Raw genomic sequence first — 15032 nt, 5'->3', positions numbered from 1 at the left:
GCTACCTCCGGGTCGGCCGCAGCACGATCTCGTCGCTGCTCACATGGTCCGGCTGCGCCAGCGCCCACAGGATCGCCCCGGCGACATCTTCAGGGGTGAGCCACGCCGTGAAGCGTTCGTAGAAGGCATCGGCGCGGGTCTCGTCGCCGCCCCAGCGGCGGGTGGCGAAGCCGCTGCGCACCACACCGGGGATGATCTCGACGAAGCGCAGACCGGTGGCGGCATAATCCACGCGCAGGCCGGCCATGAGCCCGTGCAGACCATGCTTGGTGAGCCCATAGGGAACAAGGCCCGCTGCTGCCTCGCGCGCGGCGATCGAGCCCACCACAACCAGGTCGCCCCGGTCGCGGGCGACCCAGGCCGGCAGCAGGGCGTGAATGAGCGCGGCGGCCACCGTGAGATTGACCGCGAGCTTGTCCTGCAGGTCGGCCAGATCGCTCGCGTGGAACGGCACATTGCCGCCCGCATCATGGCCTGCCGCATGAATGAGCGTGTCGGCCGCCCAGCCTTCGGGCAGCGCGTTCAGCACCCGGGCGGCCTCGCCATCGCGGGAGAGGTCGGCCGCGCAGATCTGCAGGCGATCGCCGAACCGGGCGGCCAACTCGTCGAGGCGGTCCACCCGCCTGCCCACCGCCATGACATGGGCGCCGGCCTCCAGCAAGCCTACGGCCGTCGCATGGCCGATGCCGCTGGTGGCGCCGGTGACGATCGCCGTGCGCGTATGCTCAGCCACACTCATCCGGCGCGCCTCCTCCCGTCCGCATCGGGGCTCACCCAGGTCGCGGGCGTCACCCCGCGCTCGCGCAGTTCCTGCTTGCGCACCTTCTGGGTGGGTGTTTTCGGCAGCGCGTCCATGATCTCGATGAAGCGCGGCCGGGCGAAATCGGGCATGCGGGCCGCGCAGTGCCGGGCAATGTCCTCCGGCGCGGCGACGGCGCCCGGGCGCAGCGCCACATGGGCCTTCACCTCCTGCTCATGGGGATTGAAGGGCGAGGCGATGCCCACCACGGCCGCTTCCAGCACGGCTTCGTGTCGGCGCAGCACCTCTTCCACCTCGAAGGACGAGATATTCTCGCCGCGGCGGCGGATCGCATCCTTCGCCCGGTCGAGGAAATAGAAATAGCCGTCCTCGTCCTGGCGCATCACGTCGCCGGTATGGAACCACAGGTTGCGCCAGGCCGCGACCGTATCCTCCGGCCGGTTGTGGTAGTCCGCCATGATCATCCAAGGGCGGCGCGGGCGTACCACCAGCTCGCCGGGCTGGCCGGGCGCAACCTCCTCGTCGGTTTCGGGGTCCACCAGCCGGCATTCGTACCACTCAGACACGGGCCTGCCGCAGCTCCGCGCCCGGCGGGGTTCGCCGCGCGGATGGTAGATGGGGCAATTGAGCTCGGTCGAGCCATAGAGCTCGATCAGTTGCACGCCGAAGCGCTTTTCGAAGACGGGTCCCAAATCCGGCGCGGTGGGCACGGCGGTGGCGATGCGCAGCGGATTGTCGTGGTCGGCATCGCCTTCCGGCTGCTTCAGGATGAAGTCCACCATCACGCCGAGGAGATTGGTGGCGGTGGCGCCGGTCTCGCGGATATCCTGCAACCAGCGGCTGGCGCTGAAATGCGGGCTGAGCGCCACCCGGCTCTCCAGCAGCAGCGCGCCGAACACCCCGAGCAGCAGCGCATTGGCATGGAACAGGGGCAGGGCGCTATAGAGCACGTCGCTTTGGCCGAGCCCGAGCTGGTCGATATAGATGCGCGGGTTCATATAGAGCTGGCCGTGCGGCATGAGCACGCCCTTGGAGCGGCCCGTGGTGCCGGACGTGTAGATGATCGCGCCGATATCGCGGGGCGCCACCGCAACGTCGAGGCCGCGTTCCGGCCCAGCCATCAGTTCGGCGAAGGCGATGCGCTCCATGGCGGTGCTGTCGAAAGTCGCAGGCGCTGCTCCGTCATCCACATCCACCAGCGCGCGCAAGCCGGGCAGCTCCGGCAGGACGGCGGCGAGCGCCGGCTGGTACCGCCGACCGGCGATGATCACGCGCGCATCCGCATCATTGATGATATTGGCGAGGTAGTCGCCGACGAAGCCGGTATTGACCGGCACCAGCACGGCGCCGAGGCGGTTGATCGCGAACCAGGCCTCGACGAATTCCACCGACGTGCCGAGCATCACCAGCACCCGGTCGCCATGGCCGATCTCGAGGGCTTTCAGGCCGTTGGCCAGCTTGCGCGAGCGGTGCTCGATCTCGCCGTAACTGCGCTCGGCCCCGCCGATCACCCGCAGGAACGGCCGGTCGGCAAGCCGCCGCGCGCGATCCTCGATGAGCTGGGGCAGGGGATGCATGCTTGCCGGAACCTTCAGCGGGCGGTCAGGCCGCCATCGATGGGCAGCATCACGCCGGTGATCATCTTAGCCTCGTCGCTGCTCAAGAACACGGCTGCGGCGGCGACGTCATCGAGGCCGATCAGCCGCTTCATGGGTATGCCGGCGCGGAAGGTCGAAAGGAACGCCTCCTCATCGCCGGAGCGCCGGCCGATCTCGCGCATGAGCGGGGTGTCGATCGGCCCGGGGCAAAGGGCGTTCACGCGGATCGGCACGGAGGCGAATTCGAGCGCGATCGCGCCGACCAGACCGCCAATGCCGTGCTTGGAGGCGGCATAGGCGGTGAAGCCCGCCCGCACCATCAAGGACTGGATCGACCCGGTGAACAGGATGGAGGCATTGGCGCCGCCTTCAGCCGCCGCGCGCAGATGCGGGATGGCCGCCTTGGTCATGAGAAAGGGGCCGACCAGGTTGGCGCCGATGACATTGCGGAATTCGTCGGGCGAAATGGCCTCGACCCCGCCTTGCTGCGGCACGCCGGCATTGTTGTGCAGCACGTGCAATGCGCCGAAGGCTTCGATGGCCGCCTGCACCGCGGCTTGGCAATCGTCCTCGCGGGTGTGGTCGGCCACCAGCCAGCGGGCCTGATCGCCGATCTCCTCCACGACCGCCCGCACTCGGTCGCCGGCTATATCGGTGAGCAGAACGCGTGCACCCTCGGCGGCGAAACGCTGCGCAGTGGCGGCGCCTATTCCTGAGCCTGCTCCCGTGATGAGGGCAACCTTGCCTGCGAGCCGGTTCATGTCTCAAATCTCCGTCATGGGCTGTATTGCGCCGCATTGCGCCCAGCGATGCGGCCGGAGGTGAAGGCCCAGCCGAGGTGATGGCCATGGCCTTCGAGCAGAAGGCCGCCTTGTCCGGTGGAGCCGGCGGCGAACAGGCCGGGGACCGGTTCGCCGGCCCGGGTCAGCACCTCCAGCCGGTCAGATACCCGCACCCCGCCATCGGTCAGCACCACGAAGGCATGCAGCGGTCCGAGGGCGTGGACGGGCCCGGTGGGCGTGGTGTTGACGGCAGCGGCGAGGGCGTCGGCGGGCATGCCGAGCTTGTGGGCGAGACCTGAGACATCATCCGCCTGGTGGCAGAGGTCGGGGCGGGTGCGCTGGTAATCCGGCAGATAGGCATAGGCGACGCCGGGAGCGGTGGATAAGAAATTGGGCCAGGCGGTATAGGCCTTAGCGACCCGATCATCGAATAGGATGAAGGCGGTATTGTCCACGGTTGCGGCCACGGCCTGCCCGGGCGTTACCCCGTCGAGCGCGAGCTTGTGGCCGTCGCGGCCGACCAGCACGGCGCCGTTGCGGTAAAGGCTCATCTCCGGTGCGAGCACGGTGGTCATGAAGCCCATGACGAAAGGGCGCACCAGGGCGGGCGGCATTGCTTCGAGACCGAGGCGCATGAGGCGGGTCAAGGCAGTCACGGGCGGGATCTGCTGATGGAGCATCCGCCGCTTGGGCGGGGCGAAGCGGAGCACAGGCCCCAGCACCAGGTCGCCGTTGAGGATCTCGCCGCCGATCGCCTCGACCATGCGCTGGCAGTCGCCCGTGGCGGTGGGGTTGACGGCCGGCACCTTAGCGAGCGCTGCCGAGGCGAGTTCCGCCTTCATGCTGCTGTTGTTGCTGTAGTCGCCGCCGGCCAGCACGATGCCGTTGCGCGCCGCGAACCGGGTGGTGCCGGCTTCCGTTACGGCTTCAATGGCCGTGGCGCGGCCGCCCTCAAGCACGATGCGAGTGGCTTGGGTGTTCAGCCTGATGTCGATGCCGAGCCTCCGGGCGCGGCGCGACAGGTGGAAGATATAGGCCTGGGAGTTGGGCAGCACATTGTGCATGCGCGGGACGCGATGGGGCGGCTCCTCCATAGGGCCGAAGAACTCGACGCCCATGGCGCGGAGCCAGGCGAAGGTCTGCGGCACATTCTCGGTGAGCAGGCGGCGGAGCGAGAGGTTGTCGCGATTGGCAAGCGGCCCGGCGAACTTGCCCATGTCTTCGAAATGGGCTTGGGGCGTATCGGTGATGCCGTGGCGGCGCTGATGGGGCGTGCCCGATGCGGTGATGGAGCCGACCGACCAGCGGGTGCTGCCGCCGAGATGCGGGTTCTTCTCCAGCAGGATGACCGAACGGCCGCATTCCGCGGCGGAGATGGCCGCAGCCAGCCCCGATCCGCCGCCGCCGACCACGACGACATCCGCAGCCGCTTCGCCGGGCGCGCCCGCCATGCTCACACCGCGAGGTGGGCGAGCACCTTGTCGGCCTCCGCCTTCGCCTGCTCCACCGTGCCGCTATAGACGATGGTGCCGCGGTTCATCACATGCACCTCGTCGGCAACGTGGTGGGCGAAGTGCATGTCCTGCGCGGCAAGGAGCATGGTGAGCCCTTCCTGCTTGAGGCCGAGGATCGCCTCTTCCAGGGTGCGTACGACGATGGGCGAGAGCCCTTCCGTCGGCTCGTCGATGAGCAGCAGGCTGGGTCGGCCCATGAGGGTGCGCGCAATGGTGAGCATCTGCTGCTGGCCGCCGCTCAAATAGCCGCCCTGCCGTTCGCGGAACTCATAGAGCGGTGGGAACACCTCATAGCTCTTGGCCAGGGTCCACCTGATGCCGTCCGGATTGTCCTTCTCGGCGATCAGCAAATTGTCCTCGACCGAGAGATCCGGGAAAATGCGCCTGTCTTCCGGCACATAGCCGATGCCCTGCTGCGCCACCCAATAAGCGGGGCGGCCGGTGATGTCGCGACCGCGGAAGGTCACGCTTCCGGCCACGGGCGGGGTTAGGCCCATGATCGTCTTAAGGCAGGTGGTCTTGCCCACGCCGTTGCGGCCGAGCAGGCAGGCGGCGCGGCCTTGTCCGAGGCTGAGCGAGACGTCGAACAGGATCTGCGCGGCATCATAGAAGGTGGCGAGGCTGCGGCACTCAAGCATGGCCGTGCTCTCCGAGGTAGACCTCCTGCACGCGCGGATTGGCGCGCACTTCGGCGGGACTGCCTTCGGCGATCTTGCTGCCCTGGTGCATGACGGCGATGCGCTGGGCGAGGGCGAAGACCATGTCGATATCATGCTCGGTGAACAGCAGGCTCACGCCCGAGCGCGCGTTCAGCTCACGGATGACGTCGACCACCAGCGCCCGTTCGGCGGCGCTCATGCCGGCGGTGGGCTCGTCCAGCAGCACCACGGAGGGGTTGCCGGCCAGGGCGACGGCGAATTCCAGGCGCTTGCGGTCGCCGGCCGCCAGCTCGCCGGCCAGGCGATCGCCGCGATCGCTCATGCGCACCTGCTCCAGCAGATGCTGGACCTCGTCCCGCAGCATGTTGCGGGCGGGCTGCAGAAAGCGGGCACACAGGCCGCGGCGGGCCATGAGGGCCACGCGCACATTCTCGGCGGCGGTGAGCCGGGGGAAGATGCTGGTGATCTGGAACGAGCGGGCAATGCCGAGATGCACCAGCCGGTGCGGCGGGAGGCCCGCAATGCTGGCGCCGTTATAGACGACATCGCCCGCATTCGGGCTGAGCGCGCCGGAGGCCACGTTGAGCAGGGTGCTCTTGCCGGCGCCATTGGGGCCGATGAGCGCGAGGATCTCGCCCTTGTAGAGGGTGAGGCTCATATCCGACAGAGCCTTGAAGCCGCCGAAGGTCTTGGTGACGCCACGGATGTCGAGCACTGCTTCGCTCATGGCCGCTGCCCCGTCGGCAGGGGGCGAGCCGCCTCCGGTGCGGGTGTGGGCGCTTTGGCGGCGGGCGTTGGTTCGGCCGGCGGCTTCGGAGCGGCTTGGCGGCGCCAGCCGCGGCGATGCTTGCCCAATGCCGTGCCGAGCACCCCTTCGGGCAGGAATAGCACCAGCAGCAGCACCACGATCCCGAAGACGAACAGCGGATAATCCGTGTAGCTCGCCACGAAGAAATTGAGCAGGGTGAAAATGGCGGCACCCACTGCCGGCCCGAAGAAGGTGTGCATCCCGCCGGCCAGGGTCATCAACACCGGTTCCGCGGACTGCGGCCAGAACAGCAGGGACGGAAATGCCATCTGATGGAACGAGGCGCGCAGGGCGCCGGCCACCCCGGTGAGGGCACCGGAAATGGTGAAGGCGGCGAGCTGGTAGAGTCGGATGTTGAGGCCGACGAAGCTCGCCCGCTGCGGGTTCTCGCGGATGGCGGCGAGGGCGGTGCCGAAGGGGGACGAGACGATGAGCCGGATGAGGATGATGCCGGCGGTGACCACGGCGAGCGCGAGATAATAGAAGTTGATGGTGTCGAACAGGAACTCCGGCGGCATGACCGGCGCGCCATTGTCGCCGCCGGTGAAGGAATACCAGCCGGCGACGATGGCGAAGACCAGCTGCGAGAAGGCAAGGGTCAGCATGGCGAAATACATGCCGGACACCCGCACGGTGAAGAAGCCGATGGCGAGGGCCAGGAGGCCGGCCACGAATGGGGCGGCGACCATGCCGACCGGCACCGGCAGGTCGAGATGCATCTGCAGCAGCGCGACCGTATAGGCGCCGACACCGAAAAACGCGGCGTGGCCGAAGGACAGAAGGCCGGTCTGGCCCAGCACCAGGTTGTAGCTCATGGCGAAGAGGACGGCGATGAGCACGTCGACCATGAGGAAGAGGTCGCCCTCGCTGACCAGCTTGGGCAGGAGCACCAGCACCACGAGCACGGCGATGGCGGCGATGAGCGACCAGGGGCGGTTTGCGCCGGATGCCGTCATACGCGCCTCCCCAGCAGGCCTTGCGGGCGCAGGAGCAGCACGGCGCAGAGGGCGATGAAGATGAAGGCGATGGCCAGGCGCGGCGCCACCATGATGCCGAGCGACTGCACGATACCGATGATGAGGGCGGCGGCGAGCGCGCCGGGGATGCTGCCGCTGCCGCCAATGATGACCACGGCGAAGGATTCGATGATGATGGAATTGTCGATGCCGAGGGAGACCGAGCCGATGGGCGCGGCCAAGGCCCCGCCGACGCCGGCGAGCCAGGCGCCGAGGCCGAAGACGAGCGTGTAGAGCCGCGGCACATTCACGCCGAGCGCGCCGACCATTTCCGGATCGACCACGGCGGCGCTGATGGTGCGGCCGAAGCGGGTGCGCTCGATCATCCAGCTGAGGCCTGCGGCGATGGCCAGGCCCAAGATGATGACGAGGAGGTAGTAGGCCGGGAAGGGGCGGCCGAGAATATCCAGGCTGCCGCTGAGCATGGGCGGATAGCCGATCGAGCGATAGGCACCGCCCCAGATCATCTTGATGCCGTCGGAGATGATGAGGGTGGCCGCGAAGGTCATGATCAGCTGGTAGAGGTGCTCGCGCTTGGCGATGCGGCGCAGCAGGAAGAATTCGAAAGCAAGCCCGAAGGCGGCGACCACCAGGGGCGCGATAATGAGCGAGGCGACGAAGCTGAAATTCGAGCCGCCCAGGGCCATGGTGACCGCGTAAGCCGTGAAAGCGGCCATCATGTAGAAGGAGCCATGGGCGAAGTTGGCGATCCTCAGCACACCGAAGATCAGCGTCAGGCCGGACGCGACCACGAACAGGATCATCCCGCGGCTTACGCCACTGAGGAGCTGGATGAGGACGTCGGTCAACATGCGGAGCCGGTCAAATTACGCAAACGAATAGCCAGGTCGCGGCGCGCCCTGTTCAGGCGCGCCGGTCGGGTCAGTTGCCCTTCCGTTGCGCCAGGATCTCCTCCGGCGTGGGCATGACCGTTTCAGCCTCGATACGCTTGATGTCCACGAGGCCTTTGAACGGCAGGCCTTCCACCTTGCCGGTGGTGCCGAGGAAGGAAGGCACATTGCCCTGGTGGTCCACGTCGCGGAAGACGATCGGCCCCTGCAGCCCGTCATATTTGAGCTTGAGGATGGCTTCGGAGACCGAGTCCGAGTCCCAGTCGCTGGCGTTCTTGATGCCTTCGGCCAGGATCATCATGCCGTCATAACCCATCACCGCCCAGTCCGACGGGTATTTGTTGTACTTGTCCTGGTACTTCTTGATGAAGGCATCCATCTTCTCGCTCTTGGTGCCGAAGGGCGGCGCATACATCTGGCCGATGATGCCGTCGGGCATGTCGTCGCCGAGCGCGACCAGATCATCCAGGAACAAGAGGGTGGCGAACTTGGTCTTCTCGAAGAAGCCGTAGGGCTTGGCCTGCTTGATGAAGGCGATCAGGTCGGCGCCCCAGAGGTAGGAGAACACGATGTCCGGCTGGGCCGACATGAGCTGGGTGATATAGGGCGTGAAATCCGGCTCGCCGAGCTTGGGCCATTGCTGGTTGATGATCTTGGCGTTCGGATTGACCTTGGCCAGCCAGTCGCCGAAATATTTGATGGCCTGGTGGGAGGCTTCGTAATCGCCGCCGATGAAGGCGATCTTCTGGTTGTCCTTGCCAATGCCCTCGGCCATGGCACGGGCCAGCATGGTGCCGCTCGGCACGATGGTGAAGAAATAGGGGTGGAACAGCTCGCCCACCAGCCGCGGGGTGTTCGGGATCGTCATGACGACGACCTTCTTGTACTGCTTGGCCACATTGGTGACCGCGACGCCCACGGAGCTCGCGTCGGGGCCGATCAGGTAATCGACCTTCTCGCGCACGATGAGGTCGCGGGTAAGGCTCGAGCCCAGCTCCGGCTTGAGTGCTGAATCGCGCACGAGCAGCTCGAGCTGGCGGCCCTTGATGCCGCCGGCGGCGTTGATCTCGTCAATGGCCAGCTGCACGGAGTCCACCTGGTCGCGCGCATAGGCGGCGGCGATGCCGGTCAAGTCCGTGGTGAGGCCGATCTTGATCGGCTTCTCCTGGGCCTGCGTCTGCGAGGCAGAGAAGGCGAGGACAGCGGAGAACGCAGCCGCGAGAACACCGCGGCGCGACACTGAAAACCAATCCATTCATTCCCTCCCGGGTTAGGCGCTCTTTCGGCGCCTCGCGCGTGGTGTCTCCCCAACTCGGCGCGATGGGTGAACCTCATCTTGTTGACGGTCTGTCCGACAACAGGTCAATCTTAGCTCATTCCCTATTGGCCGCAAGTCGAAACTGACCTTCTTCAGCGCCGTCATTGCCGCGCTTGACAGCGATCCGGAACGCCCGGGGAAAAGCGTGTGCCGCGTGGCCCTGGATGCGCCGGTCAAGCCGGCGCATGACGGGTTGTTTTAGCCACTCTCGTCATTACCGCGCTTGACGCGGCAATCCAGGACGGCAGGGGAAGGCGTGTGCCGTGCGGCCCTGGATGCGCCGGTCAAGCCGGCGCATGACGGCTTTGAAAGGAGGAGTCTTCAGAACCAGCTGTCGCGCATGTCGAGGCAGGCGGGGTCACGGCGGCGCAGCAGCGCGTGGCCGGGTTGCACCTGCGGCAGTTCCCATTGGAAGAAATAGCGGCAGGCCTGCAGCTTACCGGAATAGAAATCGCGGTCGGCGCCCGAGACGCCATCGCTGCTCAGCCGGTGGGCGGCGGCGATCGCCTGGGTCAGCCACATCCAGGCGATCACGGTGTGGCCGAACACGTCGAGATAGACCGAGGCGTTGGCCAGCCGCCGCTCGACATCGGGCTCGTCGCGCAAGGCGGCCGTCGTCTCCGTCAACGCATCCAGAGCACGGGAGAGATCCGCGCCCCAGGCGCGAACGTCCGGGCTGGCGCTTGCCTCCGCCTGCCGCGTCGTCTCGCCCATACGATCGATAATCAGGCGGAAGGCGGCGCCGTCGTCCATCATCACCTTGCGGCCAAGCAGGTCGAGGGCCTGGATGCCATTGGTGCCTTCGTGGATCGGGTTCAGCCGGTTGTCGCGGTAGAACTGCTCCACGTCGAACTCGCGGGTATAGCCGTAACCGCCATGCACCTGGATGGCCAGGTCATTGGCGGCGAGACAGTATTTCGACGGCCAGGCCTTGGCGATAGGCGTGAGCACGTCGAGCAGCAGATTGGTGTCGGCGCGCTCCTGCTCGGTTGCGGCGGTGGCCTGCTCGTCCACCAGGCGGGCGCAGGTGAGGATCAGGGCGAGCGCGCCTTCCACATAGGCTTTCTGGGCCAGCAGCATACGCCGCACATCCGCATGCGCGATGATGGGCACCGGCGGCTGGGTCGGATCCTTGGCGGCAGGGGGGCGGCCTTGCAGGCGGGTGCGGGCATAGTCGAGCGCGTGGAGATAGCCGGTATAGCCGAGCATGGTGGCGCAGCGGCCGATGGCGATGCGTGCCTCGTTCATCATGTGGAACATATAGGCGAGGCCCTTGTTGGGCTCGCCGACCATGGTTGCGATGGTGGCGCCGCTCTCGCCGAAATTCAGCACGCAATTGGTGATGCCGCGAAAGCCCATTTTGTGGTTGAGGCCGGCCAGCACCACGTTGTTGCTCGCGCCGACCGTGCCATCCTCGGCTATATGGCGCTTGGGCACCAGAAACAGGGAGATGCCCTTGGCGCCGGGCGGCGCATCGCGCAGACGTGCCAAAACCAGGTGAATGATGTTGTCGCTCAGCTCGTGCTCGCCGGCCGAGATCCACATCTTGGAGCCGGTAATCTGGTAGGTGCCGTCCGGCTGCGGGTCGGCGGTGGTGCGGATATCGGCGAGCGACGAGCCGGCCTGGGTCTCCGAAAGGCACATGGTGCCGAGAAAACGTCCGCTGAGCAGGCCCGGCAGATAGAGACGCTTCTGCTGCTCCGACCCGTAGCGTGCAAGCAGGTTGGCATTGGCGATGGTGAGCATGCCATAGGACGCGGTGCTGACATTCGCCGCATCGAAATAGGCATAGCAGGCCTGGGCGATGGTCATCGGCAGCTGCATGCCGCCGAGGGTTGCGTCTTGGGTGGCCGCGAGCAGCCCCGCCTCCGCATAGGCGGCGAGTGCCGTCTTGACCTCGGGGATCATCTCCACCCGGCCATTGACGAAGCGCGGCTCGTTCTGATCCGACAGCTTGTTATGCGGCCGGAACAGATCGGCGGCGAGCTGGGCGGAAAGGTCGAGAGCGCCATCGAAGGTCTCGCGGCCGTGCTCGGCAAAGCGCGCGCGGGCGGTGAGGCTTTCCGCGTCGAGCATTTCATAGAGCAGGAAGTCGAGATCGCGCCTGGACAGCAGCATGGCCGGTGTCGTCATGGAACTCCCGTCAGCGATGTTATCTGCTGTCCATTATGGCCGCCCATCCCGCTCCAGCGCAAACAGATGCGAGGGCGCCACGTTGGCGCGCCTCCGGCGAGGCGGCATTGCCGTCGAGCGCGCGCTTGAACACGCCCTGCAGAATGGCCGCCAACCGGAACAGGGCAAAGGCCACATAGAAATGCCACTGGTCGATATGACTGCGGCCGGTGCGCCGACAGTAGGCCTGGAGGTAGTCGGCTTCCTGCGGGATGCCGGTGTTCTCGAGATCGCGACTCTTGAGGCCACCGAAGGCGTGCGGCGGCAGGTGCCAAGGCAGGCAGCTATAGGCGAGATCGCCCAGGGGGTCGCCGAGGGTCGACAATTCCCAGTCGAGCACCGCCAGAATCGTCGATTCGCTCGGGTGAAGGATGAGGTTTTCCAGGCGGAAATCGCCATGAACGAGCGAGGCGGGGCCTTCCTGTGGCAGGTTGGTGGGCAGCCAGGCGATCAGCTCTTCCATTTCGGGAATGGTGCGCGTTTCGCTCGCCCGATACTGCTCCGTCCAGCGCTTCACCTGGCGCGCATAGTAGCCCTGGGGCCGACCGTAATCGGCAAGGCCGGCGGCGTTGAGGTCGACCGTGTGCAAGGCGGCGAGGCAGGCAGCCATCGCCTCATAGGTGGCGGCGCGCTGTTGGCGGGAAACGCCGGGCAGGTCCGGCTGCTTGATCACCCGCCCCGGCACGTAATCCATGACGAAGAAGGTGGTGCCGAGGATGGCTTCATCCTCGCAGAATACGTGAAGGCGCGGGACGGGCACCGCCGTGTTGGCGAGCGCCTGCATGACCCGGTATTCGCGATCGATGGCGTGGGCCGAAGGCAGAAGAGGCCCGGGCGGGCGCTTGCGCAGTACGTATTGCTCGGCGCCGGCGCGCAGCAGGAAAGTGGGGTTGGATTGGCCGCCGGTGAACGGGGTGATCTCAAGATCACGCCAGTCGCCCGCGAGGCGCGGTGCAAGATATGTGGCCAGCGCCGCGCGGTCGAGCACTGCGGGGGAAGGAGCAGTCAGGGTCATAATGTTAGCTGGCGGAATAGCCGCCATCCACATAGAGGGCCTGGCCACTGACGAAACCGGCGGCGTCGGAAGCCAGGAACAGAAGCGGGCCTTCGAGATCGCTGATCTGGCCGAGCCGGCCCAGGGGCGTGCGATCGATGATGACCTGGTAATATTGCGGATGCTTGGCCACCAGGTCGCGGTTGAGGTCGGTGACGATGACCGTCGGGCCCAGCGCGTTCACGGTGATGCCATGGGGGCCGAGCTCTATGGCGCAGGCGCGGGTGAAATTCACGAGGCCAGCCTTGGCCGCGGCGTAAGCCGAACGGCGGGCGAGCGCGCGGGCGGAGAGGATCGAGCCCATATTGATAATACGGCCGCGACCACGCCCGATCATGCGCGGGGCGACGGCCTTGGTGCACAGGAACGCGCCCTTCAGGCTGACGTCGATGATCCGGTCCCACTCTTCCTCCGCAAGGTCGAGCAGGCGCTTGGGCGAGGTGATGCCGGCATTGTTGATAAGGATGTCAATGGGGCCAAGCTCCTGCTCGGCTTTGTCCATGGCGGCGGTGATCTGGGCTGTGTCCAGGACGTCGGCCTGGATCGCCTGGGCCTTGCCGCCACGCTCGCGGATGGATTGGGCCACCGCCTCGCATTTGTCGAGCGAGCGGGCCACCACCGCCACGGCGGCCCCTGCATCGGCCAGGGTGCGGCAGGCCATGGTGCCAAGCCCGCCACCCCCGCCGGTGATGAAGGCCGTTCTGCCGGTCAGGTCGAAGGATGGCATGGCTATGGCGCCTCGCGCGGCTTGAACTTCGGCAACACGACGTCCCCCTCGCCCGGCTCGAACGTCACCTCGACCGGCATATTCGCACCGATGGCGCGGGGATCAAGACCGATGATGTTGCTGACCATGCGCACCCCTTCTTCGAGATCGATGAGAGCGACCACGTAGGGCACGTCCTGGCCATAAACCTCGCGTGGGACCGGGTGCTGCACCACGATCCAGCTATAGACGGTGCCGCGGCCCGAGGCCTCGAACCATTCCGACAGGGTTGAATGGCATTTTGGGCAGGCGCGCATGGGCGGGAAGCGTGGGGTCTTGCAGCTCGCGCAGCGCTGGATCAGCAGCCGGTGCTCCCGGCAGCCCTCCCAGAACGGTGCGGAGTCGCTGTCGGCGACGGGGATCGGCTTGGAGGCGTCGTTCATGTCGTTGTCCTTCAAGCCCTCAGCACCATGGCGCTGCCGCAGGTCATCGCGCCTGCCGTGGTCAGGGCGATTTCGGCGCCGGGGATCTGGCGCGGGCCAGCCTCGCCGCGCAGCTGGCGCACCGCCTCCAGCACGTGGTTGAGGCCGTGGATATAGGCTTCCGAGAGGAGGCCGCCATGGGTGTTGAGCGGCAGGCTGCCATCGCGCTTGATGGCGCCGCTGGCGACGAATGGGCCGCCTTCGCCCGGCTTGCAGAAGCCCAAGCCTTCCAACTGCATGATCACGCTATAGGTGAAGCAGTCATAGATCTCGGCCAGGTCGACATCTTGCGGGCCAATGCCGGCGCTGCGCCAGAGGTCGTCGGCGATATAGGCCGCATAGTTCTGGGAGTGGTCGGGCCAGCGGATGGCATCGAACAGGTCTTCGCCCTGGTTGGGGCCGCCGCCATAGGCGCCGCCCATGATATAGACCGGTGTGTGCCTGAGGTCGCGGGCATGCTCGGCCTTGGTGACTAGCACGGCGCAGGCGCCGTCGGTTTCCAGGCAGATGTCCAGCATGCGGAACGGCTCGACGATGAAGCGCGAGGCCATGTAGTCGTCCATGGTGATGGGCTCGCGCTGCATGGCCCGTTCGTTGAGGGAGGCATTCTCCCGGAAGGTGATCGCGACGCTGCCGAGCTGCTCCGCGGTGGTGCCGTATTCGATCATGTGCCGGCGGCACCACATGGCCATGGCCTGGGGATAGGTGATCCAGCCGAAGGGGGCGGTGTATTGGGTGATGCCGCGGGCCTGGAACTCGCGGCCGCCGCCCAGACGGAAGCCGGAACGGCCGTTCATGGCCCTGAAGCACAGGACCGATTTGGCAAGCCCTGCCTCGATGGCCGCGGCGGCGGTGAGGGTGATGAGATTGGCGGCATTGCCGCCGCCGGCAAAGTCCACGGCATACCCGGCATTGGGGATGCCGAGCGCCGTCGCCACCGCAATGGCCGGAACCGAGTCGCCGAAATTGTAGCTGATGATGCCGTCGATCTCTTCGACAGGCACGCCCGCGTCATCGGCGGCCTTCTGGCAGGCCTCCACGGCGAGATTCAGCACCGTGGTTCCGGAGTTCTTGGTATAGGCGGTCTCGCCCAGGCCGGCGATCGCGTATTTGTCCCTGAGGGTGAACATGGGGGCCATCCGGGGTCGGGTGGAGGTTCTCAGGTATACTATTCACCGCTTGTCCGACAAGAGGTCAAGCCCTAAACAAGATCGAGATCTCGTCCTGATGCGATTGACCGCATGTCGGACAAGCCGCATAATCGCTTGCAAGAAGCGGAATGGCGAGGGCCTTTCAGGAAGAGCGGCATCGA

General features: G+C 66.4%; 14 protein-coding genes. All 14 read right to left on the bottom strand.

Features of this window, described 5'->3' with window-relative positions:
- Position 1: 1 nt before the first annotated feature.
- The gene (locus tag E4P09_RS12415; RefSeq protein WP_137389905.1) at positions 2 to 739 is read right to left on the bottom strand and encodes an SDR family oxidoreductase; all 738 of its coding nucleotides are present in this window, start codon (positions 737 to 739) and stop codon (positions 2 to 4) included.
- Positions 736 to 2337, bottom strand: a complete 1602-nt coding sequence (locus E4P09_RS12410) for an AMP-binding protein (RefSeq protein ID WP_137389904.1) — start codon at positions 2335 to 2337, stop codon at positions 736 to 738. The genes E4P09_RS12415 and E4P09_RS12410 overlap by 4 nt, the downstream gene beginning before the upstream one ends.
- A 14-nt stretch (positions 2338 to 2351) precedes the next feature.
- On the bottom strand, positions 2352 to 3119 hold the full coding sequence (locus E4P09_RS12405; RefSeq protein WP_137389903.1) for an SDR family NAD(P)-dependent oxidoreductase: 768 nt from the start codon (positions 3117 to 3119) through the stop codon (positions 2352 to 2354).
- Positions 3120 to 3133: 14 nt separating this feature from the next.
- A complete protein-coding gene (locus E4P09_RS26690; protein ID WP_137389902.1) occupies positions 3134 to 4591 on the bottom strand; it encodes an FAD-dependent oxidoreductase in 1458 nt (485 codons plus the stop codon).
- Between the two features lie 2 nt (positions 4592 to 4593).
- On the bottom strand, positions 4594 to 5292 hold the full coding sequence (locus E4P09_RS12395) for an ABC transporter ATP-binding protein (protein ID WP_137389901.1): 699 nt from the start codon (positions 5290 to 5292) through the stop codon (positions 4594 to 4596).
- A complete protein-coding gene (locus tag E4P09_RS12390) occupies positions 5285 to 6040 on the bottom strand; it encodes an ABC transporter ATP-binding protein (RefSeq protein ID WP_137389900.1) in 756 nt (251 codons plus the stop codon). Before E4P09_RS12390 ends, E4P09_RS12395 begins: the two co-directional genes overlap by 8 nt.
- Positions 6037 to 7077 carry a branched-chain amino acid ABC transporter permease gene (locus tag E4P09_RS12385; protein ID WP_137389899.1) on the bottom strand — a complete coding sequence of 347 codons (1041 nt, stop codon included), beginning with the start codon at positions 7075 to 7077 and terminating at the stop codon, positions 6037 to 6039. Before E4P09_RS12385 ends, E4P09_RS12390 begins: the two co-directional genes overlap by 4 nt.
- Positions 7074 to 7949: a branched-chain amino acid ABC transporter permease gene (locus E4P09_RS12380; RefSeq protein WP_137389898.1), complete on the bottom strand. Its 876-nt coding sequence runs from the start codon at positions 7947 to 7949 to the stop codon at positions 7074 to 7076. The genes E4P09_RS12385 and E4P09_RS12380 overlap by 4 nt, the downstream gene beginning before the upstream one ends.
- Before the next feature lie 70 nt (positions 7950 to 8019).
- Entirely contained in the window at positions 8020 to 9243 is a 1224-nt protein-coding gene (locus E4P09_RS12375) for an ABC transporter substrate-binding protein (protein ID WP_137389897.1), read from the bottom strand.
- A 384-nt stretch (positions 9244 to 9627) separates the two neighbouring features.
- Positions 9628 to 11439 carry an acyl-CoA dehydrogenase gene (locus tag E4P09_RS12370; protein WP_137389896.1) on the bottom strand — a complete coding sequence of 604 codons (1812 nt, stop codon included), beginning with the start codon at positions 11437 to 11439 and terminating at the stop codon, positions 9628 to 9630.
- 19 nt (positions 11440 to 11458) lie between these two features.
- Positions 11459 to 12493: a phosphotransferase gene (locus tag E4P09_RS12365; RefSeq protein ID WP_205042095.1), complete on the bottom strand. Its 1035-nt coding sequence runs from the start codon at positions 12491 to 12493 to the stop codon at positions 11459 to 11461.
- Between the two features lie 4 nt (positions 12494 to 12497).
- The gene (locus E4P09_RS12360; protein ID WP_137389894.1) at positions 12498 to 13259 is read right to left on the bottom strand and encodes an SDR family NAD(P)-dependent oxidoreductase; all 762 of its coding nucleotides are present in this window, start codon (positions 13257 to 13259) and stop codon (positions 12498 to 12500) included.
- Positions 13260 to 13261: 2 nt separating this feature from the next.
- Entirely contained in the window at positions 13262 to 13681 is a 420-nt protein-coding gene (locus E4P09_RS12355) for a Zn-ribbon domain-containing OB-fold protein (RefSeq protein WP_137389893.1), read from the bottom strand.
- 11 nt (positions 13682 to 13692) lie between these two features.
- Positions 13693 to 14850, bottom strand: coding sequence for a thiolase C-terminal domain-containing protein (locus tag E4P09_RS12350; RefSeq protein ID WP_137389892.1), 1158 nt, complete (start codon positions 14848 to 14850; stop codon positions 13693 to 13695).
- Positions 14851 to 15032 lie beyond the last annotated feature (182 nt).

This window comes from Rhodoligotrophos defluvii (assembly GCF_005281615.1).
In the GTDB taxonomy this organism is placed as follows: Bacteria; Pseudomonadota; Alphaproteobacteria; order Rhizobiales; family Im1; genus Rhodoligotrophos; species Rhodoligotrophos defluvii.
Note: the sequence above shows the minus strand (reverse complement) of the source record. Positions and strands in the feature narration are given on the sequence as shown.

Excerpts from the sequence above, each read along its gene's own strand:
- E4P09_RS12355 (WP_137389893.1), bottom strand. The coding sequence starts at position 13,681 with ATGAACGACGCCTCCAAGCCGATCCCCGTCGCCGACAGCGACTCCGCA.
- E4P09_RS12370 (WP_137389896.1), bottom strand. The coding sequence starts at position 11,439 with ATGACGACACCGGCCATGCTGCTGTCCAGGCGCGATCTCGACTTCCTG.
- E4P09_RS12395 (WP_137389901.1), bottom strand. The coding sequence starts at position 5,292 with ATGCTTGAGTGCCGCAGCCTCGCCACCTTCTATGATGCCGCGCAGATC.
- E4P09_RS12410 (WP_137389904.1), bottom strand. The coding sequence starts at position 2,337 with ATGCATCCCCTGCCCCAGCTCATCGAGGATCGCGCGCGGCGGCTTGCC.
- E4P09_RS12375 (WP_137389897.1), bottom strand. The coding sequence starts at position 9,243 with ATGGATTGGTTTTCAGTGTCGCGCCGCGGTGTTCTCGCGGCTGCGTTC.
- E4P09_RS26690 (WP_137389902.1), bottom strand. The coding sequence starts at position 4,591 with ATGGCGGGCGCGCCCGGCGAAGCGGCTGCGGATGTCGTCGTGGTCGGC.
- E4P09_RS12365 (WP_205042095.1), bottom strand. The coding sequence starts at position 12,493 with ATGACCCTGACTGCTCCTTCCCCCGCAGTGCTCGACCGCGCGGCGCTG.
- E4P09_RS12390 (WP_137389900.1), bottom strand. The coding sequence starts at position 6,040 with ATGAGCGAAGCAGTGCTCGACATCCGTGGCGTCACCAAGACCTTCGGC.
- E4P09_RS12405 (WP_137389903.1), bottom strand. The coding sequence starts at position 3,119 with ATGAACCGGCTCGCAGGCAAGGTTGCCCTCATCACGGGAGCAGGCTCA.
- E4P09_RS12360 (WP_137389894.1), bottom strand. The coding sequence starts at position 13,259 with ATGCCATCCTTCGACCTGACCGGCAGAACGGCCTTCATCACCGGCGGG.
- E4P09_RS12385 (WP_137389899.1), bottom strand. The coding sequence starts at position 7,077 with ATGACGGCATCCGGCGCAAACCGCCCCTGGTCGCTCATCGCCGCCATC.
- E4P09_RS12380 (WP_137389898.1), bottom strand. The coding sequence starts at position 7,949 with ATGTTGACCGACGTCCTCATCCAGCTCCTCAGTGGCGTAAGCCGCGGG.
- E4P09_RS12415 (WP_137389905.1), bottom strand. The coding sequence starts at position 739 with ATGAGTGTGGCTGAGCATACGCGCACGGCGATCGTCACCGGCGCCACC.
- E4P09_RS12350 (WP_137389892.1), bottom strand. The coding sequence starts at position 14,850 with ATGTTCACCCTCAGGGACAAATACGCGATCGCCGGCCTGGGCGAGACC.